17 protein-coding genes and 1 pseudogene are annotated in these 20,511 nt (G+C 59.1%); 10 read left to right on the plus strand and 8 right to left on the minus strand.

Annotated elements, in window-relative coordinates:
• Nucleotides 1–25 precede the first annotated feature (25 nt).
• The 9 genes and pseudogenes from RAE04_RS05075 to RAE04_RS05115 all read left to right on the plus strand — a co-directional run.
• Nucleotides 26–529, plus strand: a pseudogene (locus RAE04_RS05075) (NUDIX hydrolase); the annotation flags it as partial.
• Nucleotides 529–2,724 (plus strand): DUF6049 family protein, encoded by a 2,196-nt coding sequence (locus RAE04_RS05080; protein ID WP_317026639.1) that lies wholly within the window; start codon nucleotides 529–531, stop codon nucleotides 2,722–2,724. The pseudogene RAE04_RS05075 and the gene RAE04_RS05080, both read left to right, overlap by 1 nt.
• An 18-nt stretch (nucleotides 2,725–2,742) precedes the next feature.
• Nucleotides 2,743–6,171, plus strand: a complete 3,429-nt coding sequence (murJ, locus tag RAE04_RS05085; protein ID WP_317026640.1) for a murein biosynthesis integral membrane protein MurJ — start codon at nucleotides 2,743–2,745, stop codon at nucleotides 6,169–6,171.
• Between the two features lie 217 nt (nucleotides 6,172–6,388).
• Nucleotides 6,389–6,922, plus strand: a complete 534-nt coding sequence (locus RAE04_RS05090) for a YceI family protein (RefSeq protein WP_317026641.1) — start codon at nucleotides 6,389–6,391, stop codon at nucleotides 6,920–6,922.
• Between the two features lie 173 nt (nucleotides 6,923–7,095).
• On the plus strand, nucleotides 7,096–9,621 hold the full coding sequence (gene pepN / locus RAE04_RS05095) for an aminopeptidase N (RefSeq protein ID WP_317026642.1): 2,526 nt from the start codon (nucleotides 7,096–7,098) through the stop codon (nucleotides 9,619–9,621).
• Nucleotides 9,622–9,704: 83 nt separating this feature from the next.
• Nucleotides 9,705–10,253: an RNA polymerase sigma factor gene (locus RAE04_RS05100; RefSeq protein ID WP_005326023.1), complete on the plus strand. Its 549-nt coding sequence runs from the start codon at nucleotides 9,705–9,707 to the stop codon at nucleotides 10,251–10,253.
• Nucleotides 10,254–10,337: 84 nt separating this feature from the next.
• A complete protein-coding gene (gene trxB / locus RAE04_RS05105) occupies nucleotides 10,338–11,264 on the plus strand; it encodes a thioredoxin-disulfide reductase (protein ID WP_317026643.1) in 927 nt (308 codons plus the stop codon).
• A 6-nt stretch (nucleotides 11,265–11,270) separates the two neighbouring features.
• Nucleotides 11,271–11,594, plus strand: a complete 324-nt coding sequence (trxA, locus tag RAE04_RS05110) for a thioredoxin (RefSeq protein ID WP_317026644.1) — start codon at nucleotides 11,271–11,273, stop codon at nucleotides 11,592–11,594.
• Nucleotides 11,595–11,682: 88 nt separating this feature from the next.
• On the plus strand, nucleotides 11,683–12,870 hold the full coding sequence (locus tag RAE04_RS05115; RefSeq protein WP_284811789.1) for an N-acetylmuramoyl-L-alanine amidase: 1,188 nt from the start codon (nucleotides 11,683–11,685) through the stop codon (nucleotides 12,868–12,870).
• 3 nt (nucleotides 12,871–12,873) lie between these two features.
• Here the strand turns inward: RAE04_RS05115 and RAE04_RS05120 are convergent, their stop codons facing one another.
• Genes RAE04_RS05120 through rpmH form a run of 8 tightly spaced genes read right to left on the minus strand, consistent with a single transcriptional unit; the run spans nucleotide 12,874 to nucleotide 17,760 of the window.
• Nucleotides 12,874–13,452 (minus strand): hypothetical protein, encoded by a 579-nt coding sequence (locus tag RAE04_RS05120; RefSeq protein WP_317026645.1) that lies wholly within the window; start codon nucleotides 13,450–13,452, stop codon nucleotides 12,874–12,876.
• A gap of 9 nt (nucleotides 13,453–13,461) precedes the next feature.
• The gene (locus RAE04_RS05125; RefSeq protein WP_317026646.1) at nucleotides 13,462–14,502 is read right to left on the minus strand and encodes a ParB/RepB/Spo0J family partition protein; all 1,041 of its coding nucleotides are present in this window, start codon (nucleotides 14,500–14,502) and stop codon (nucleotides 13,462–13,464) included.
• A gap of 6 nt (nucleotides 14,503–14,508) precedes the next feature.
• Nucleotides 14,509–15,357: a ParA family protein gene (locus RAE04_RS05130; RefSeq protein WP_317026647.1), complete on the minus strand. Its 849-nt coding sequence runs from the start codon at nucleotides 15,355–15,357 to the stop codon at nucleotides 14,509–14,511.
• Nucleotides 15,358–15,367: 10 nt separating this feature from the next.
• A complete protein-coding gene (gene rsmG / locus RAE04_RS05135; protein ID WP_232619556.1) occupies nucleotides 15,368–15,967 on the minus strand; it encodes a 16S rRNA (guanine(527)-N(7))-methyltransferase RsmG in 600 nt (199 codons plus the stop codon).
• Between the two features lie 29 nt (nucleotides 15,968–15,996).
• On the minus strand, nucleotides 15,997–16,974 hold the full coding sequence (gene yidC / locus RAE04_RS05140; protein WP_299140539.1) for a membrane protein insertase YidC: 978 nt from the start codon (nucleotides 16,972–16,974) through the stop codon (nucleotides 15,997–15,999).
• Nucleotides 16,975–16,987: 13 nt separating this feature from the next.
• Complete coding sequence (gene yidD / locus RAE04_RS05145; protein ID WP_005326014.1) at nucleotides 16,988–17,203, minus strand: membrane protein insertion efficiency factor YidD; 216 nt, start codon at nucleotides 17,201–17,203, stop codon at nucleotides 16,988–16,990.
• A 47-nt stretch (nucleotides 17,204–17,250) separates the two neighbouring features.
• The gene (rnpA, locus tag RAE04_RS05150) at nucleotides 17,251–17,613 is read right to left on the minus strand and encodes a ribonuclease P protein component (protein WP_005326013.1); all 363 of its coding nucleotides are present in this window, start codon (nucleotides 17,611–17,613) and stop codon (nucleotides 17,251–17,253) included.
• A gap of 3 nt (nucleotides 17,614–17,616) precedes the next feature.
• Nucleotides 17,617–17,760: a 50S ribosomal protein L34 gene (gene rpmH / locus RAE04_RS05155; protein ID WP_003847033.1), complete on the minus strand. Its 144-nt coding sequence runs from the start codon at nucleotides 17,758–17,760 to the stop codon at nucleotides 17,617–17,619.
• A gap of 670 nt (nucleotides 17,761–18,430) precedes the next feature.
• Between rpmH and dnaA the strand changes: the two genes are divergently transcribed.
• Entirely contained in the window at nucleotides 18,431–20,068 is a 1,638-nt protein-coding gene (dnaA, locus tag RAE04_RS05160) for a chromosomal replication initiator protein DnaA (RefSeq protein ID WP_239274528.1), read from the plus strand.
• Nucleotides 20,069–20,511: the final 443 nt, after the last annotated feature.

Consider the following 20,511-nt stretch of genomic DNA (forward strand, 5'->3'; position numbering starts at 1 on the left):
CGGTGGCAATGGCCAATCCACGGCCATGGAAACCCGCGATGAGACCTCCGCGGGCGGCCTCGTTGTCTCCGGCTTAGCGGAGTGCGTCGATGCCAATGGCAACGTCGACCTTTCCCGGCTCTATGTGGCGCTCATCGGCCGCCTCGACCGCCGCGGGCGCCTGCTGTGGTCCATGCCCAAAGGCCACGTGGAAAATGGCGAGGCCAAGGAGGTCACCGCTGAACGCGAGGTATGGGAAGAAACCGGCATTTCTGGTGAGGTTTTTGCGGACCTCGGCATGATTGATTACTGGTTCGTCTCTGATGGGGTGCGCATCCATAAGACCGTGCACCACCACTTGCTGCGTTTTGTAGACGGCATTATGAACGATGAGGATCCAGAGGTCACTGAAGTCTCGTGGATCCCCGTCTCTGAACTCATCGAGCACTTGGCCTACGCCGATGAGCGCAAGCTGGCGCGCATCGCGCATGATCTCCTTCCCGATCTCGCACGAAAGGAAGCCGCGGCGGGGAAAGTGACCCCACGGTAATGCGTCAGCGCCTGAAGTCTTGGGCCGTCGTGGGCGGCTGCATGGCGGTAGCGGGGTGGGGCGTGTGCCTGCCGCTACCAGAGGCCGCCGCGCAGATGGACTCGGCCGCCGAAAAGCAGCAGGATATCCAGGCATGGTTGGGCGCGCGCGGGCCGGAGCGGGCCACTCTTGATCTCCTTGCGGCCGAGCCCTTTACCGTGGGCAAGGACCTGAAACTGACCTTCCGGCTGCACAATCCTACCGATGAAGCCATGGAGGATCTCCAGCTCACGAGCCGCCGCGGCGATGCCGTGGAGGATACCGCGCAGGCCCGCACGCAGCTGGCCACCGGCGAATTCCCGTATTACGGTCCCAGCGCCGCCACCGCGCCCCTGCAGCCGGGCGAATCCCGCGAGGTTACCTTCCAGGTTCCCACCTCCTTGCACGGCGAGCAGACCTTGGCGATTGAGGAGCCCGGAGCCTATCCACTGCTTTTTACCCTCACCGGCACCGTCGGCGGTGAAGCAGTCAGCTTTGCAGAAGAGCGCCTGGTAGGCCAAGTGAAGGGAAAGGAGCAGGCGCTTGGCGATGCCCCCTCGGACTCCAAACCCCACGATCTCAGCGTGGTTTATCCCATCAGCGCCGATATCGACTCGATACCAGGCGGCACTGGGGGAGAGGACCTTATCCTCTCCTCTGAGGAGCTGGCCGGTGAACTGGCTGAGGGCGGCCGGCTCGATCGCTTGGTCAGCACGTACGCCGACCACGACCTGCGCGGGGCAGGCTGCGTAGCTATCGATCCCGCCCTTTTGGATACGGTCAACCGCATGGCGGAGGGCTATAAGGTGGGCTCTGCCCGCCCATCTCAAGCCGAGCGCCCTAAGCGCCTGCGCGATTCGTGGTTCACTAACGGGGACGATGTGCACCTCGAACCCGGCTCAGGGAAAGAGAATGCCGCCCGCTGGCTCAAGCGCCTGCGCGAGCTCGATTGCTTTATGTCTATGCCGTGGGCGAACGCCAATGCTTCCTCCGTGGCCAAAGCGAATAATCCCTTCCTTACCTACGAAGGACTGCAACGCGGCAATCACACCATCGAGCGAATTCTCGGTGCCAAGCCGGCCACCACCGTGCTCGCGGTCGGCTCCGGCTATGTGGATCAGCCGCTGCCCCTGCCCGCATTGGTGGCGGATAATACTTCGTGGCCCGGCCGCGCCGTGACTTTCGACGCCTCCCTGGGCGCCCTCCTCGCCCAAACCGGCTCCAAACCACAGACGGTGGGCTATTCCAACCCAGAGCTGCGCTACGATTACTCGCTCGATTCCGATCTTTCTCGTGCCATCACCGGCGGCGCCGCACTGAGCTTGGCCGCGAGCGATGATACCGTGGCACGCTTGCCCAATTACTTGGATCCCAGCGCGGCCGAATACGCACTCGACTCTGCCGAGGCACTCATCGCTTCCGGTAAGTCCCATCCGCGCACCGTCGGCAGCCTGAAGCAGGAGACCGCGGAGCCCGGTTCACTGCCCGGCAGCCCCTTTAGCGATCCCGCCGCCTTTGCCGAATCCGATATCGTCCGCGTGGAGCAGCAGGCCCGCTACACCGGCGAGCTGATGAATATCATGGTCGATGATCCCGATATCGCGCTCACTCGCTATGAATTCGTCCTGCCTTTGCGCCGGGATCTGCTCGCCGCCCTCTCGCTGACCAACCGCGATAGCTTGGGAAGCAATGCAGAGGCGCAGCGCCGGTTCACTCGTACGATGGATGCGCATTCCGATACGCTGCGGGACCTGCGTTCTTCTGTGGCGCTTATCCCACCGGGCAATGTCTATACCCGCGTATCCGAGTCATCGCCGCTGCTCATCGTGGCAGAAAATGGTCTGCCACTACCGGTGGAGGCCAAGCTGCAATACGATGCCCCCGATGGCGCGCGCCTCAACACACCCAAGAGCGTCCGTATTCCGGCCAAGGGCTCTATTACTGTATCCATGACCGCCGATATGCCTAAGGACGCCGATCGCACGGACATTGGCCTGTGGCTTGCTACCCCAGAAAAGCAAACCATCTCCGAGCCCATCAATATCGCTGTGCAAACGCGTGCCGGTATCGTAAGCGTGTATGGCGTCGGCATAGCCGGCGCCCTTGCGCTGGTCTTAGCCACGCTCTTCCGGCTAGGCCGCCATCGGCGCAAAAAATCACAAAGGCTTAAAAAGTAAGTTGAAGTTGTATCCTCTATGACTGATAAGACTGGCCGCGAGGCCGAACACGTGGAGAAGTCACCTGCGGGTGTAGTTGAGCCGAAGGATGCCGCCGTGCCAGCAGAGCACCCCGCCCCGGCGGGTGCCCGCGGCCGCATCGTCCAGGCCTCTCCTCCCGCTCCGGTACCCGAAAAGCGCCCCACCCCAGCGGTGAAGGACACCACCGTTCCTCCTGAGGAGGATAAGTCCGCGCTCACTGGACGCAACGCGGACAATGAATCATCCAATCAGGATGTCATCCGCGCAACAGGCACGATGGCCGTCGCGACGCTGCTATCCCGCATCACCGGCTTCTTGCGCCAGATGCTCATCGGCGCCACGCTCGGCGCCACGGTGGGAACTGCGTTTAGTAGCGCCAACCAGATCCCCAACCTCGTCACTGAGATCGTTTTGGGTGCGGTGCTGACCTCTCTGGTCGTGCCCGTCCTCGTGCGGGCCGAAAAGGAAGACACGGACCGCGGTGAGACCTTTGTCCGGCGGCTATTTACCCTGGCCTTTTCCATCCTGGGCATAGTTACCATCGCCTCCGTAGTACTCGCCCCCTTCTTAACCAGGATGATGCTGCCGGAAGATTCCAAGGCCAATGCCGTACAGGCAACTTCCTTGGCCTTCTTGCTGCTGCCGCAGATTCTTTTCTACGGCCTCTTCGCCCTCTTCCAGGCCGTCCTTAATACCAAGAATATCTTTGGTCCGGGCGCCTGGGCGCCGGTAATCAATAACGTCATCTCCATTAGCGTGCTGCTGGCTTATCGCTTCCTGCCAGGCGAGCTCGACCCGCATGATCCCACGCCGGTGGCCGATCCGCACGTCATGTTGCTGGGCTTGGGCACCACCACGGCGGTGATGGTGCAATGCCTCATATTGTTGCCGTACCTCAAAAAGGCCGGCATTAACCTGCGCCCCAAGTGGGGCCTTGATGCCCGCATCAAGCAATTCGGTGGCATGGCACTGGCCATTATTACCTACGTAGCCATCTCCCAGTTGGGCTACGTAATCACCTCTCGCGTGGCCGCATACGCGGATGCGGGCGCTCCGCTGGTCTATCAGAATGCCTGGCTCATGCTGCAGGTGCCTTATGGCGTTATCGGCGTGACGCTCCTGACGGCAATTATGCCTCGCCTGTCCCGCAACGCCGCCGACGGCGATGTAGATGCCGTGGTCCACGATCTCACCCTGGGCTCCAAGCTGACCTTCATCGCACTTATCCCCATCGTCATCTTCATGACCGGCTTCGGCGTTCCTATCGCCCGCGCCCTCTTCCAATACGGTGCCTACGGCGCTGAGAGCGCCGAGCAGCTCGGCCTGACCATCAGCTTCTCCGCCTTCACACTCATCCCGTATGCCTTGGTGCTGCTGCACCTGCGCGTGTTCTATGCCCGCGAGGAAGCCTGGACGCCTACCTTCATCATCGCCGGCATCACGCTGACCAAGATCGTCCTCACGCTCTTGGCACCATTGATGACGTCCAACCCGGACCGCGTGGTGATTCTGCTCGGTACGGCCAATGGCTTTGGCTTCGTCTCCGGTGCGGTCATTGGCGGCTTCCTGCTCAAGCGCAAGCTCGGCAGCCTCGGCGGCAAGGCCGTCACGCAGACCGTGCTGTGGGCTTCCGGTTCCGGCCTAGTGGGCTTGGTTGTCTCCTGGGTGCTGTATTGGGGCGTGAATTACCTCCTCCCGGAGAATCTGCCGTCCATCGTCTCGCTAATCAAGGTCGCGGTGCTCGGCATCATCTTCCTCATCGCCACCGGCCTGGTGCTGTCCAAGTCCTCTTTGCCGGAGGTCCAGAACCTGGCCCGCGCCCTGCAGCGCATCCCGGGCATGTCCCGCTTCATCAAGGTCGATTCTTCCAAGGCCATCGAGTTGGAAGAGCCCGACGTGCCGGAAATTCAACCGGTATTCTCCCAGGACGCCTTCAACGCCACCCTGGTACCGCCACCGATGTCCGCCGGTATCGTCCGCGGACCACGCCTCGTGCCGGGTGCCCCGGTATCGGATGGTCGCTTCCGCCTGCTCCAAGATCACGGTGCGGTTACTGGTGCGCAGTTCTGGCAGGCGCGCGAACAGTCCACCGGCCGACTGGTCGCCTTGACGTTCGTCGATACCAATAGCCTGGCGCCGATTGCGCCATCAACTCCGGGAGTTGCCGCCCGCCGCTCCGCAGAGATTTCGCGCAATACCCGCCGCCTTGCCGAGCTGGAGCTCGATACCGTGGCGGATAATATCCAAGTTCTGTCTTATCGCACTGGCTGCCTGGTAGTGGCGGATTGGTTTGAGGGCACCTCCCTTAAGCAGGTGGCTGAGGCCGATAACCTCGATCCCCATTCCGTGGCTCGTGCTACTGCACCGCTATTTGCTGACGCCGCCGCTGCCCACGATGCCGGCCTCATCCTCGGAGTGGAACACCGCGACCGTTTCCGCGTTTCTACCGACGGTGTGGTCAAGGTTGCCTTCCCCGCCGTGCTGGACGGCTCCTCCGCCGCTACCGACCGCGAGGCTTTGAGCTCCGCCCTCGAGCTGCTGGTGGAATCCACGGAACCTTCGCCAAAGAAGCTGCGCGATATTTCTGAAGATGCCAACCTCCCCGCGGACGAGGCCGCCCAGCGCGTCGAAGATGCGCACTACGCGCTCGATAGTGCCGACGAAGACAGCCGCGAGGAAAAGATGGAGGAGCTGCAAGAGGCAAAGGCCCTAACCTTGGCCGGCATCGCCCAGCGCCTGCGCGACTTCGCACCAGATGAACCAGAAGAAGCACCTGAAGCCCTGCCGGTGAAGGCACAGGTAGAACCGGACCAAGAGGATGACCCGGCGCAAGAACCCGGCTTTGGCGGCCGCGGTTATTCCGGTTCCGGCGTCATCGTCATCGGCATCTTCGCCACCATCTTCGTCGTAGCAATGGCCGCGCTCACCACCTGGATCATGTCCCTGCTCAGCAATGTGGAGGCATCCAACCCGGTCAGCGAGACCATCCACGGCAGCACGGACATTCCGGATACCCCGCCGGTGCGTCTCCAGCCTTCCTCTGCGATTACCGTCCCTGATAACAAGGACGACGCTGCGCTTGTCGACGGCAAAACGGCCACCACCTGGTCTACCAACGAAGAGGACACCGGCGTCCTCGTCACCTTGGACAATCCGACCCACCTCGCGGTCATGCCAGTAGTCCAGTCCAATTCCACTGGAGCAAAATACGCGGTCTACGGCGTCAACCAGGAAAGCTTCAATCCCGAGAATCCACAGGCTGGTTCCCTGCATCAATTAGCCCGGGGTAAATTCAAAAGCGGCAAGGAAGACATCGAGTTGGAGGAAACCAACGAGCAATTTGATGCCCTTCTCCTGATGATTACCGAACTGCCCAAGTCCGATAAGGCAACCATCGCTGAAATTGGGCTCGTCGGACAGCCCTAGGAAAACTCCGAGTACATGAACCCAAATTGTGGTCCATGAAATGACGGCCGAACTGAGGAAAACTCCCTTCAGTTCGGCCTTAATTTTTATTTTCCCTCGACTAAAACGCCTATTAGCTGCATGTTCTAAAATTATTTACTTCAAGTGTTGACTAATTAGAAGTGGTACGTACACTGTGGGGTTTGTAACGCAAACAACACCCTTAGGAGTATTCATCATGTCCCTCGCAGCAGGTACCTACGCACTAGATCCAGCCCACACCGTTATCGGATTCGTTGCCAAGCACGCGATGGTCACCAAGGTTCGCGGTAACTTCGCAGACTTCGAAGGCACCATCACCGTGGCCGAGAACATCGCCGAGTCCGCTGCTGAGGCAACCATCCGCACCGCTTCCATCACCACCGGCAACGATGACCGCGATGCACACGTAAAGAATGAGGACTTCTTCGCAGTAGAGCAGTACCCGGAGATCACCTTCAAGGCCACCAACCTCAACGTTGATGAGAATGGCAACGGCACCGTCACCGGTGACCTCACCATCAAGGACACCACCAAGTCCGTCGACCTCCACGTTGACGACGTTGCTACCGCTGAGGACCCCTTTGGCAATACCCGCCTGGGCTTCGAGGCAACCACCAAGATCAACCGCAAGGACTTCGGCATCGACTTCAACGCTCCGCTGAAGACCGGCGGCGTGCTGGTCTCCGAGGAGATCAAGATTGAGCTCGAGGTCTCTGCTATCAAGCAGTAGACCTAGGTAAGAGCGCCCAGAACGCGCTCCACGGCCATCCAGATGCAGCTGAACTAAGGACATCACTCCTTAGTTCGGCTCTTCTTTTTGCCCGGCCCCACATTCCCCCGCCACGCACTGCCGTTCCACCAACCCCACACCCTACGTGACGGCGGTAACTATAGTTCGTAAACATGACCTCACCACAAAATAAGACGCAGCACGAGTTGCTCCAAGAACGCGCAGCGGCGGTGGACCTGCGCGCCTATCACCTCCACCTCGATCTCTCGGAGGTACTCGATAGCCCCACCTACCGCGTGACTACCTGCCTCGAGCTCAGCAGCAGTGAGCCCGAGCTTTTCCTGGATTACCTAGGCGAATCCGTCGCGGAGGTCAGGGTCAATGGCACCCCGCAGGAGGTGGACTTTGATGGCGGCATCATCCGGCTGCACGGCCTGCCGGTAGGGGAGAAGCTCGCCATCGAAGTCACCGGCCACTCGCGCTATTCACGCACCGGCCAGGGTCTACATCGGATCCACGATCAGGCCGATAACGCGACCTACCTATACTCACATCTCGAGCCTTCCGATGCTCGCCGCATCTTCCCCTGCCTAGAACAGCCGGATCTCAAGGCCGTCTTCCACGTGCGTATGACCGCACCGAAGCAGTGGCAGATCCTCTCTAACCAACCAGAGGTCGAGCGCAGTGAGGATGGCAATCTCGCCACCGTTATCTTCGCGCCGACCCCGCCACTGTCGACGTACCTGACTTCTTTCGCCGCCGGCCCCTACCAGTACCAAGAGCGCACCTGGACCGCGCCGGATGGCAGCCACTCGGCACAGCTGCGCGCCTTTGCGCGCGCGTCCATGTTTGAGCACCTGGACGAGGAAATCCTAGAACTTACCGCCCAAGGCATGGACTTTTTCCACCAGAACTTTGGCTATCCCTATCCGTGGGGCAAGTACGATTCCATCTTTGTACCCGAATACAACCTCGGCGCGATGGAAAATCCCGGCCTGGTGACGTTTACGGAGAACTACATTTTCCGCTCCCGCGCTACCCGCGCGCAGCACGCCGGCCGTGCAAATACCATCCTGCACGAGATGTCCCATATGTGGTTCGGTGATCTGGTCACTCCGCAGTGGTGGGATGACCTGTGGCTCAAGGAGTCCTTCGCGGAATTTATGGGCGCGGATTCTTCCGTCCACGGCACCGACTACACCGAGGCCTGGGCAAACTTTGCCGGCGCCCGCAAGAATTGGGCCTACCTGCAGGATCAGCTGCCCACCACGCACCCCATCAAGGCGGAGATCCCGGACGTGGATGCCGCACGCCAGAACTTCGATGGCATCACCTATGCCAAGGGAGCGGCGGTGCTCAAGCAGCTGGTGCATTACGTCGGCCGCGATAATTTCTACGCCGGTGCGCGCGACTACTTCCAGGGACACGCCTTTGCCGCCGCCACCTTTGATGACCTCCTGCAGGCGCTCAAGAAGCACACGGACCGCGACCTTGATGCCTGGTCCCAAGCCTGGCTGCGCACCTGGGGCCCGGATACCCTCACCCCGGAGTTGCACACCGAAGGCGAGAAGATTGCGGAGCTGGCCATCAGTGCAGACGCCGAGGACGTCACCCGACCGCACCGCCTGACCGCTTCGCTCTTTGATGCATCCCTGCACAAGTACCGCGAGATCGACATCGATCTCCCCGCCGGCGATGGCACCACCCGCACCATCATCGATGAAGCGGCAGGCCTTCCGGCCCCGGCATTGCTGCTGCTTAACGACGCCGACCATACCTACGCCAAGATCCGCTTCGACGAGACCTCCCTAGACACAGCGAGTGAGCGCCTGACCGACATCGAGGATGAATTGACCCGCGCGGTAATCTGGACCGCCCTGTGGAACCTCACCCGCGATGGGGAAATGTCGGCGATTGACTACGTGGGGGTCGTCGTCAAGCACGAAGCCTACGAGACCAACACGACGCTGCTGGCTACTGCCTGCGCCAATGCCAATTTTGCCAGTGCACACTATGTGGCAGACGCCGACCGCGAGCAGGTCCGCACCGACTATGCCGAGGCAATCTGGGGCCACCTGGCCGAGGCCGAACCAGCCTCGGACGCCCAGCTTGTGCTCGCTCGCGCCGCCATCCGCGCACTCGCCGCAACGCCGGAGGAATCAGGTACCGCGCGCCTTAAGGCCCTGCTCTCCGGTGACATTGCCGGCCTTTGCTTGGACCCCGAAATCCGCTGGTCGATCTTGCGCGCCCTCGCGGCCCGCAATGCCGTAACCCCGACCGAGCTCGAAGAGGAAAAGCAGCGCGATAATACGCTGACCGGCGCTACCGAATTCCTCGGCGCCAGCCACGCCTTCCCCACGCCGGAGACCAAGCGCTCCGCGTTCGATAAGGCACTCACGCCCGGCGCATATTCCAATGCCGAGGTCGACGCACTGGTCGCCGGATTCAATGCCCCGCGCTCAGCTAGCCTGCAGGAGGCCTTCGCGGAGGAATTCTTCTCCCGCGTGGAAGACATCTGGGCCGCGCACCCGATTGAGATTGCTAACCGCCTCGTCCGCGGCTTCTACCCAGAGCTGCCGATGGCCGATGCCGCCACCACGCGCCTGCTGCACCGGGATCTGCCAGGAGCGCTGCGCCGCATCCTGCTGGAATGCCGCGATAACCTGCGGCGCACCCTCCGCGTGCGGGCTGGTCAATAAACTGTACAGCCTAGCGCTCGCGCCCTAGTTCCCCTCGGGTCACACTGTGTATAACAGTTGTTGATCCGGGGGGGAATCTACATATGACGCTCAGTCATGACCGCAGTGACGAAGAACTAGTTGATGCTTTTATTGAGGGGGACAATAAGGCCTTTTCCACCATCGTGGAACGCCACCGCACGCGGCTGACCACGGTAGCGCGGCGCTACACCAGAAACGATCATGATGCCCAAGATGTGGTCCAGGAAGCCTTCCTGCGCGCCAGCTGCAACCTGCACTCCTATCGCCGCGAGTCTGCGCTATCGACCTGGCTACACCGGCTGGTGAAAAACTCTGGCTATGACTACTTGAACCACCGTTCTAACCGGGAAAATGCTTCATTAGATGCGGAGGACTTTGACGACGATCGCAACCCGCTGCTCGCGCATAACCCTTCCGAAAACCTAGCGGAGCAGCTAGTGGTGCGAGAAGCAATGCAGCTGCTGCGGGAGGATCAGCGCGAAGCGCTGGTGCTTACCGACGTCGCCGGATTCCGCGTCGGCGAAGTTGCCACCGCCCAAGGGGTAAAGCCCGGCACCATCAAATCCCGCCGCGCCCGAGCGAGGGAAGTCCTACGCGCCGCCATGGGGTGAGTTTGCTAATACCGACGTTTGTCAGCGTGGCGGGTAGACTCAGGGCGTTACGCGAAACCACACTCTGATTTAAGGGAGTTAGCAATGACCGTCCACGATGTTGCCATCGTAGGTTCCGGCCCTGCCGGTTACACCGCCGCGCTGTACGCGGCACGCGCCGAGCTCAACCCGATTGTCTTCGAGGGCTTCGAGTACGGCGGCGAGCTTATGAATACCACCGAGGTAGAAAACTACCCCGGCTTCCAAAAGGGCATCATGGGCCCAGAGCTCATGGAAGAAATGCGCGCCCAGGCCATCCGCTTCGGTGCGGATCTCCGCATGGAGGTCGTTGACTCCGTTGAGCTGGAAGGCGATATTAAAAAGCTGCACGTGGGTGACGAGCTCTTTGAGGCCCGCGCCGTCATCCTCGCCACCGGTGCCGCCCCGCGCCACCTCGGCGTACCAGGTGAGGAAGAACTTACCGGCCGCGGCGTTTCTACCTGCGCTACGTGCGATGGCTTCTTCTTCAAGGACCACAATATCGCTGTTATCGGCGGCGGCGACTCTGCCATGGAGGAGGCTACCTTCCTCACCAAGTTCGCGGACTCTGTCACCATTGTGAACCGCTCCGAGAACTTCCGCGCCTCCAAGATCATGCTGGAGCGCGCCCAGGCCAACGAAAAGATCAAGTGGGAGACCAATAAGATCGTCGAAGAAGTTATTGAAGCCGATGGCAAGGTCGGCGCACTCAAACTCAAGGACGTCACCAACGGCGAGACTTCCACCTTGGACGTCACTGCCATGTTCGTAGCAATTGGCCATGATCCGCGCTCTTCCTTCCTCAACGATCAGGTCAAGCTCAATGACAACGGCTATGTTGTAGTTGAACAACCCACCACCAAGACCTCCCTGCCAGGCGTTTTCGCCTGCGGTGACTTGGTGGATGACCACTACCAGCAGGCAATTACCGCGGCCGGCTCCGGTTGCCGTGCGGCAATTGATGCGGAACATTTCCTCGCAGAAAACCGTTAATTCAGTATGAGCAACGTCAAGAAAGTAACCACCGATACGTTCCGTAAGGACGTCATCGAGTCCGATAAGCCCGTCGTCGTCGACTTCTGGGCCGAGTGGTGTGGCCCGTGCAAGAAGCTTTCCCCCATCCTGGAAGAGGTAGCGGAGGAGTTGGACGGCCAAGTCACCGTCGCCAAGGTTAACGTCGATGAAGAGCGCAACCTAGGCGCCATGTTCCAGATCATGTCCATCCCAAATGTGCTGATTTTCAACCACGGCGAGAAGGTAGACGAATTTGTGGGTCTGCGTTCTAAAGACGACATCGTGGCGCAAGTGAAAAGGCAGCTTTAACTGTTAATCTAATTCCTATTAGATTAAGCGTGTAGAAATTCTGGAATGCGGCCCTAACTAAAGTGGGCTGTGAAAGGGGTATTAAGGCGTGAACCGCGTTCTTCGAGTCGGCGATACAAGCGTGCGTGTAGCTGAGGCTCGCGCTACCTTGGCCCGTCTCGGCCTCTTGTCAGATTTCAAAGGGGAACTTTCTGCTTGGAAGAAGCAGAAGTACTCCGAGAGCGACAAGAGCTTTGATGCCAATTTGTCTGAGGTCCTCAAGGCCTTCCAGCAATCCCGCGGTATCGTGCCCACGGGCGAGATCGACGATCTCACCCTGCGCGAACTGCGCCAAGCCTCGTACACGCTCGGCAGCCGCGTACTTAGCTACGAGCCTGCGAATGAGCTGGTAGGTGACGATATCTCGCAGCTCCAGCAACAACTGCAGGAGCTCGGCTTCTACCAGCAGCGCGTAGACGGCCACTTCGGTACCAATACCCACGCGGCCCTGAAGGAATATCAGCACAACTGCGGCCTGCAAGAAGATGGTGTGTGCGGCCCCGCCACCATCCGCGCCCTTGGACTGCTCGGCCGCCGTATTACCGGTGGTTCCGCGCACAATATCCAAGAGCGTGAGCGCGTCCGCAACGCCGGCCCAAAGCTGGCGGGCAAGCGCGTTGTCATCGATCCCGCCTTGAGCGGCGGCGACGCCGGCCAGCTGGTCAAGGGTCGCTTCGGTGATATTTCCGAGCAGGAAATCCTGTGGGACCTCACCCAGCGCATCGAGGGACGCATGATTGCCGCAGGCATGGAAACCATCATCTCCCGTCCTCGGACCTCCGATGCGGACGTCAAGTCCCGCGCCGAACTGGCCAACGCCTTCGATGCGGACATGGTCATTTCCCTAGCCTGCGATTCCTACCCCAATGAGAAGGCCAATGGTGTTGCCACCTTCTACTTTGGTTCTGAGTTGGGCAATTCCTCTCTCATTGGTGAGACCCTTTCCGGTTTCATCCAGCGCGAGATTGTCGCGCGCACTGAGCTGCTGGACTGCGGCAACCACGGCCGCACCTGGGACCTGCTGCGCTTGACCCAGATGCCGGTCATCCAGATCGTACTGGGCTACCTGACCAACCCAGAGGACGTAAAGATCCTCACCAACCCGTCCCGCCGCGATGACATTGCGGAGGCGATCGTGATTGCTGTAAAGCGCATGTACCTCATGGAGCAGGACACCGCCGTAACCGGCACCTATAAGTTCTCCGAGCTGCTCCAGGCCGAACAGTCCTCGGCCTAGAATCTAGGCCAAGGCGCGGGCTAGGAGGTCTTCGGCCGCTGCCGCGCTGAGCATATCGTGCTCTGGCGGCAACTCGAGCCGCAAGCGGGGGAGTACTGGGTGATCTGCGGCTACCTCAAAGCCGGCGGAGCGCAAAGTCTCATAAGGCATCAGCCCGATATAGGCCGGTTTGTGGCCCAAGAAATCCGCCGCTGCGGTTGGATCGCCGTAATAGCCAAAGGCCTCTACGGCGGTGCTGCCGCGGTTAGTGAGGTGCATAATGGCGGCGTCGACAAGCACTGCTTCAATGCCACGCCCCATTAAATGTGCCTTAACGAAGAGCGAGGTAATGATCTCCGCATCTTCTGAAATGGGGGCGGTGGGAAGCTTGGCGGCGCCGGCAGCATCCTCGCGGGAGCAAAAGAGAATGGTGGCGTCCTCACCCACAGTAAAGCCGCACTGACCAAAGGAGAGCAGGGTAGTGGCCAACCACGCTTCCTTTTCAAAGGCGGGATCGACCACGGAGGCCTCCAGCTCCCAAAAGGTGCTGCGCGCGGCCTGGCGGTGAATGCGCGCGCCTTCGCGTACCGGCTCGAGGATCATCGCCTCGGACTACTGCTGACCCTCAATGAGCGCCATGATGCGCTCGAAATCTTCTTGGTCACCAAATTCCACGACCATCTTGCCCTTGCGCTTACCCATGGTCACGGTGACCTTGGTATCGAAGCGATCGGACAGCCGCTCAGCGGAATCGGTAAAGTACTGCGGCTGCGGTGCCGCCTGCTTCTTCTTGGATTCGGCCGGTTTACCATCGCGCTTGTAGAGGGTGACTGCCTCCTCGGTGGCGCGTACGGACAGGCCCTCCGCGATGATGCGGTTGGCAATGTATTCCATGGCCTCGGTGTCGTCCAAGGACAATAGGGCACGCGCGTGGCCGGCAGATAAGGTACCAGCAGCTACGCGCTTTTGAACCTCTACCGGCAGCTTGAGCAGGCGCAGCATATTGGTCACCTGTGGGCGCGAACGACCAATGCGGTCCGCCAGCTCGTTCTGGGTAACGCCGAACTCTTCCAGCAGCTGCTGGTAGGCGTGCGCTTCTTCCAAGGGGTTGAGCTGCACGCGGTGAATATTCTCCAGCAGAGCATCGCGCAGCAGGTTGTCATCCTTGGTATCGCGCACGATGGCCGGAATCGTGGCCAGGCCCGCCTTGGAGGAAGCGCGCCAACGCCGCTCACCCATAATGAGCTCGAAGCCACCTTCCTCGGAAGGACGAACGACCACGGGCTGCAACAGACCAAATTCGCGGATCGAGTGGACGAGCTCACCGAGTTCATCCTCGTCGAAGACCGTGCGCGGCTGCTTCGGGTTGGGGATGATATCCCCAATGGAAATCTCACGGTAGGTCGCACCGATAGGAGCCGGGGTGGCCTGGCGCTTCTTGGAGGACGTGGATCCAGAACCCTGTTGAATGGTGGGAGCGCCCTTTACGCGCTTGCCTTCGCCGCCCTTCCGGCCCGGCTGTGGGGTGGAATTACCCAAAATAATATCCGCCGCGGAATCTCCCAGGCGCGGCTTGCGGGTAGGGGCATCAGGACCAGACGGGATGAGTGCGGCGAGTCCTTTGCCAAGGCCGCCTTGCTTCTGTTCTGCCATGAGTTCCTATCCTTCCAATTCCGCGTAAATCTCTGGGCTCACGCCAATCGCCCCGGTGGTCGGGTGCGGGCGGTAATCGCCACGCCGGTTAAGCTCGCGCGCCGCCGCAAGGTACGCGCGGGCACCGGTAGACGAGGGAGCGTAATCAATAACCGTAGTACCGTACCCCGGTGCCTCGGAAACGCGCACGGAGCGCGGGATAACATTGGCCAGCACCACGGCACCAAACTGTTCGCGGACGTTATCTGCCACATCCTCGGCCAAACGTGTACGGGCATCATACATGGTCAGCAGCACGGCGGAAATATGCAGATCCTCGTTGAGATGCTCGCGAATCATGGAGATATTGCCCAGCAGCTGGCCCACGCCCTCCAGCGCATAATACTCGCATTGAATCGGGATGATGACCTCTTCAGCGCAGGTCATCGCATTGATGGTGAGCAATCCAAGTGATGGCGGACAATCAATGAAGACATATTCAAATCCATGCTCTTCAAGGAAGCCATTATGCAGGGCGTCATAGAGCCGAAATTCACGGCGTACCAAGGAAACCATTTCAATCTCCGCGCCAGCTAGATCAATGGTGGCAGGGATGCAAAAAAGGTTCTCGTTGTGTGAGGAGCCCTGCATGGCTTTCTCGGCGGTGCAGTCTCCGAGGAGCACCTCATAGCTGGAATCGGTGCCGGAATTATGTTCCGCGCCCATGGCCGTGGAGGCGTTTCCCTGCGGGTCAAGATCGATCACCAGCACTTTTTTGCCCTCGGTGGCTAGCGCTGCGGCCAAGTTGGCAGCGGAGGTGGTTTTGCCTACGCCGCCTTTCTGGTTAGCAATGGTGATAAGGCGCGGATTAGTCATGCCGTCTACTTTAGTTCACGCGCGGGACACGAATGATCGTGGTTCCCTCGATGGTGCTGACCTCGGCCTTTCCACCGCCGGCCTTCTTAATGTCGCCGGCATCGCGCTCCAGTTCCTCGTGTACCGAAGAACCCTTCAGCGCGATCATCTCACCACCCTTGCGTACGAGCGGCAGCGACCATTTCGCCAGCTTGCCCAGCGGTGCAACGGCGCGGGAGGTGACCACGTCTGCGCCCGCCACGGCCTTTTTAATCGGGCCTTCCTCGGCACGGCCACGCAGCACCGTTACGTTGTCTAGCCCCAGCTCTTCTACGACCTCGTTGAGATAGTTATAGCGCTTGAGCAGCGGCTCGATCAAGGTGATCTGCAGGTCTGGGCGTGCAATGGCCAGCGGAATGCCGGGCAGCCCAGCACCCGAGCCGACGTCGATAACCGTGGCGCCCTCCGGGATTGCCTGCTTGACGACGGCGCAGTTAATAATGTGCCTTTCCCACAAGCGTGGCACCTCGCGGGGACCTATAAAACCACGAGTGGACCCGTCTGTAGCGAGCGAATCATGGTAAGCCTGCGCGAGGGGCAAGCGGGAGCCGAATACTACTGACGGGTCCATCTCGGACACGATGGGGTTCTCCTCCGTGTTTATTTGTTTTTGCGCTGTTTCTTGGTGCGGTTGTCCTTCTTGCGGGCACCCGGCTTAGGCGCGGAAGTGCGCTTGGCCTCAACCTTAGCGGCTTCCTCTTCTTCTTCCTCGCGGTCCATCTTGGCATAGACGATGCGGGTTTGGAAGAAGGTCCAGACCGTATTGGCCATCATGTAGAACAGCAAACCAATCGGCCAGATGAAGCCGGAGAAAATCAGCATGGCCGGCATGACCCACAGCATCATCTTGGACATCATGGCCATTTGCTGTTGCATCATCTCCGCATTCTGCCCCTGCGGTGCTTGGGTCTTGCCAGCAGCGCGGCGTTTTTCCTGACGGTTCAGGCTCATGCGGGCGTTGAAGTGCGTCATGACCGCAATGATGGCGATCATCGGAACGATGATGACGGCTGCCTGGGTGGTAGTGACGCCCTCTACAATCGGCGAGTTCAATCGCAGGTTGGTCACCAGCGGAACATCAAAGATCTTGGCGTCTAGGAACTGCTGGACCAGTTCCGGCTTAAAGATGTAGTTCGCGGTATTGGCGTTATCCTCAATGGACATTGCGTCACCACTGGGATGTCCAATGCCACCGGCTACCGCAACGGTGCGGTCGAAGGAGCGCAGCACGTGGAACAAACCAACGAACATTGGAATCTGCACGAAGACCGGCAGGCAGCCGGCCATCGGACGAACGCCGGACTCCTTGTAGACCTTCTGCATTTCCTGCGCGGCCTTGGTTTGGTCATTACCGTACTTCGCGCGGATTTCCTGCACCTTAGGCTGGATTTCCTGCATCTTGCGCGAGGAACGAATCTGGCTAATGGTCGGCTTGACCATTAGTGCCTTAAGCGTCCAGGTCAGCAGCACAATGGCCAGAATCCAGGTAATGCCCCAGGCAGGGTCCATTACGAGGGACAGCAGCCAGTGCCAGAACCACAAAACGGCCGAAATTGGCCAGTAAATGAAATTAAGCACGAGTGTTTAATCCTCAATTGTTGTTGGTACCCGGGACCGGATCGAATCCGCCCGGATGCCAGGGGCCGCATTTGCAGACCCTGGCTATTGCCATCGCCGTACCCTTGATTGCGCCGTGTTGAGAAAGCGCCTCTAGGGCATAAGCACTGCATGTCGGCTCGAACCGACAGGTCGATACCATCTTAAGGCCAGAGACATGCTTTTGGTAGAAACGAACCACTTTGACCATTGGTTTGGCCAATCCTCTGGCTGGGGGAATTTCCTCCCCGCGGGAATTTAGATATCCCATTGCTTGCGCAGTGCTTTGGCAAGATCTTTTTCTAATTGCTCACTGCTAGCAGTGGCGCTGGCGGGCAAGGCACGGATGACAACGTCCACGCTGGCAGGCAGCTTGGGAATGAATGTCATACACACATGGCGAAGCCGCCGGGAGGTGCGGTGGCGAACCACTGCATTCCCGACGGCTTTAGAAACGATCAGCCCAAATCGCGGCCCAGTGGCGGCGATATCGGCTGCCTTGTCCGTACCTGCGTTGTCGCGCGCATGCACGACGACCGTACGAGTGCCCGCCCGGCGACTACCCTTCATCGTGCGCCGAAATTGCGTCGGCGACGTGAGCTTGTGCTGGGCTGGAAGCATAACTTATGCAGTCAGCTTTGCGCGGCCCTTCTTGCGACGAGCTGCAACAATGGCGCGACCTGCACGGGTGCTCATGCGGGTGCGGAAACCGTGCTTGCGAGCACGACGACGGTTGTTCGGCTGGAACGTGCGCTTACCCTTTGCCACGTTAGTTCTCCTTGAAGTTGTGCGTAGGCACACCACCGCGATGCGGCGGCACGCCCACTGATGAATAGATTCCATGAACCTGACGCATCACAGTCTCGCCGGTGCACGGCGAGCCGACGGGCCCAGCCGGTGCGAGGTGACGCTGTCACTTTCACGCGCAACACTTTGTTGCAATAGACCATGTCAGATTACGTGACTTCTGCCGCTGGGAACAAATCGACACCCGGGTACACCCGAAATTACATAAATGTTTTTTCCTGCAGCTAGAGGGCCAGATTCTGCGTTCTTACTGCACCTAATCCATCACGCAGTAAGACCCACCCCAACCCACACCCGGGTGGTGAATTTTTCTCGCTAGACACACCCGCCGTTTCGGCGGTAGAACAGAAGAATCAAATTCCACAGCCCAACCGGTCATGTGGATAACTCTAAATCAACGCTTGAGACTTTTGTAGTTTCCGCAGCATAGGGCCATAAACTAACCAATGAGGAGTTATCCACAGTCATGAACTAAGCTGTGAATAACTATTTAATCCACACCTGTGGATAACTCTGTGGAGATCGAGGTGACTCGATAAAAACCGATGTGAAAACCACGGTGGAATCCGCAGTGAAAATTGTTATTCAATGTCCACCCGTCCCCGACTAAATTCCACAAAGGTAGCCTGTTGTGACTGACCCACAAGCGAACCTGCATGCCGTTTGGCGCGCGGTCGTTGATGACCTGCTCGCACAATCCGAGCAACCCAATTCCGAGGTCCCCAGTTTTTCGCACTCACAGCGCCTTTACCTCCAACTGGTTCGCCCCATCATGATGGTTGAGGGCTACACCCTCGTTGCCGCCGAAAACCTGGATGCCAAAAATGTGGTCGAAAATGAGTTGGGTGAGCACATTGCCAAGGCATTAACCCGTCACCTAGGCCGGCCGTGTTCCTTTGCGGTTACCCTTGCCACCCCGCAAGAGCCACAGCCCCCGGCCGCAGACCCTGCACCACAGCCAGCACCCCCTCAACAACAGCAACCGCCTCAAGCGCAACCGCCGCAGAACACGGAATCTACCCAGAACTACATTCCGCGCCCGCAGCAAACGGATGCCGCTGCACAGCAGGCCCCTTCCCAGAATAATTGGCAGTCGAGTCACGCCCCTGCAAGCCTGGATGAGCTGGCCCAGCACTATAACCAACAGCAGGCAGAATCCGCGGGAAATTTCTCCGGTGCTGCCACCAATTCTGCCCGCATCCCGCGCGAGGCCCCGGCGCACGATCCCAACCGTGAAACTTCCCTCAATCCGAAGCACACCTTCGATAGCTTCGTGATCGGTTCTTCGAATCGTTTTGCCAATGGTGCCGCTGTGGCTGTGGCCGAGAATCCCGCCCGTGCATACAACCCACTATTTATCTGGGGTGGCTCTGGGCTGGGCAAAACGCACCTTTTGCATGCCGCCGGCAATTACGCCCAGGTACTACATCCGGGTCTGCGCGTGAAGTATGTGTCTTCGGAAGAATTCACGAATGACTATATTAATTCCCTGCGCGATGACCGTCAGGAATCATTCAAGCGGCGCTACCGCAATCTCGACATTTTGATGGTCGATGACATCCAGTTTTTGGAAGGCAAAGAATCCACCCAGGAAGAGTTCTTCCATACTTTCAATGCGCTGCACCAAGCCAATAAGCAGATCATTTTGTCCTCGGACCGCCCACCGAAGCAGCTAACCACGCTGGAAGATCGCCTCCGCACCCGCTTTGAAGGCGGTCTTATCACCGATATTCAGCCGCCAGATCTAGAAACGCGTATCGCGATTTTGATGAAGAAGGCGGCCAATGACGGCACCGAAGTGGATCGCTCCGTGCTTGAGCTCATTGCTTCTCGTTTTGAGTCATCTATTCGTGAGCTCGAGGGCGCACTGATCCGCGTTTCGGCCTATTCCTCCTTGGTGAATGAGCCAATCAACGTAGAGATGGCAGAAATCGCGTTGCGCGATTTGGCCCCAGATTCCGCCGATAGGCAAATCACCGCTACCTCGATCATGGAGGTCACGGCAGAATTCTTCGATATTGATGTAGAGACTCTGCGCGGCGCTGGCAAAAAGCGTGCGGTGGCGCATGCACGCCAGTTGGCTATGTATCTGTGCCGCGAGCTCACGGAGCTATCCCTCCCCAAGATCGGTGAACAGTTCGGCGGCAAAGACCACACCACCGTCATTTACGCGGATCGCAAGATCCGCAAAGAGATGACTGAAAAGCGCAATACTTACGACGAGATCCAGGCGCTCACCCAGCGCATCAAGAATCGCGGTCGCGCCTAAATTTCTCTACCGCTGCTTCAGCGCCTTCCTTATATAAAGGAGGGCGCTTTTGTCTGCCCTTTGTCACTTCGCGGATTCTGCTCGGACTACTTAAAGGTGAGACCAGAACTACCAGATCAGAGATTCTTGACTGAGACGCCGAAACCTGGTTCAAACCGTCCACACAGCCGCCTACACCTTCGTGTAATTCCACAAAGAGCCCAGAAGGTCCGCGAAAAGTACTCTCTTAACTGCGAAAAGAGTTATCCACAGCGTTATTCACACTTGTGTAATTCCACCTTTGTAATTCATAGATCTTACTCACAGTTTTAAATTCCACAGGCTCTATGCTGGGAGAACCACCCTGTGATCAGCGCTGTGTGTAGATCGGTGATCAAATGACAAAACCTGTGGATAAAACGGCGATCCCGTTAGTTGTCCACATTTCGCCCCGATTGATCACA

It is taken from the genome of Corynebacterium sp. CTNIH16 (assembly GCF_032821655.1).
Taxonomy (GTDB): domain Bacteria; phylum Actinomycetota; class Actinomycetes; order Mycobacteriales; family Mycobacteriaceae; genus Corynebacterium; species Corynebacterium marquesiae.

Excerpts from the sequence above, each read along its gene's own strand:
- RAE04_RS05080 (WP_317026639.1), top strand. The coding sequence starts at position 529 with ATGCGTCAGCGCCTGAAGTCTTGGGCCGTCGTGGGCGGCTGCATGGCG.
- murJ (WP_317026640.1), top strand. The coding sequence starts at position 2,743 with ATGACTGATAAGACTGGCCGCGAGGCCGAACACGTGGAGAAGTCACCT.
- RAE04_RS05090 (WP_317026641.1), top strand. The coding sequence starts at position 6,389 with ATGTCCCTCGCAGCAGGTACCTACGCACTAGATCCAGCCCACACCGTT.
- pepN (WP_317026642.1), top strand. The coding sequence starts at position 7,096 with ATGACCTCACCACAAAATAAGACGCAGCACGAGTTGCTCCAAGAACGC.
- RAE04_RS05100 (WP_005326023.1), top strand. The coding sequence starts at position 9,705 with ATGACGCTCAGTCATGACCGCAGTGACGAAGAACTAGTTGATGCTTTT.
- trxB (WP_317026643.1), top strand. The coding sequence starts at position 10,338 with ATGACCGTCCACGATGTTGCCATCGTAGGTTCCGGCCCTGCCGGTTAC.
- trxA (WP_317026644.1), top strand. The coding sequence starts at position 11,271 with ATGAGCAACGTCAAGAAAGTAACCACCGATACGTTCCGTAAGGACGTC.
- RAE04_RS05120 (WP_317026645.1), bottom strand. The coding sequence starts at position 13,452 with ATGATCCTCGAGCCGGTACGCGAAGGCGCGCGCATTCACCGCCAGGCC.
- RAE04_RS05125 (WP_317026646.1), bottom strand. The coding sequence starts at position 14,502 with ATGGCAGAACAGAAGCAAGGCGGCCTTGGCAAAGGACTCGCCGCACTC.
- RAE04_RS05130 (WP_317026647.1), bottom strand. The coding sequence starts at position 15,357 with ATGACTAATCCGCGCCTTATCACCATTGCTAACCAGAAAGGCGGCGTA.
- rsmG (WP_232619556.1), bottom strand. The coding sequence starts at position 15,967 with ATGGACCCGTCAGTAGTATTCGGCTCCCGCTTGCCCCTCGCGCAGGCT.
- yidD (WP_005326014.1), bottom strand. The coding sequence starts at position 17,203 with ATGGTCAAAGTGGTTCGTTTCTACCAAAAGCATGTCTCTGGCCTTAAG.
- rnpA (WP_005326013.1), bottom strand. The coding sequence starts at position 17,613 with ATGCTTCCAGCCCAGCACAAGCTCACGTCGCCGACGCAATTTCGGCGC.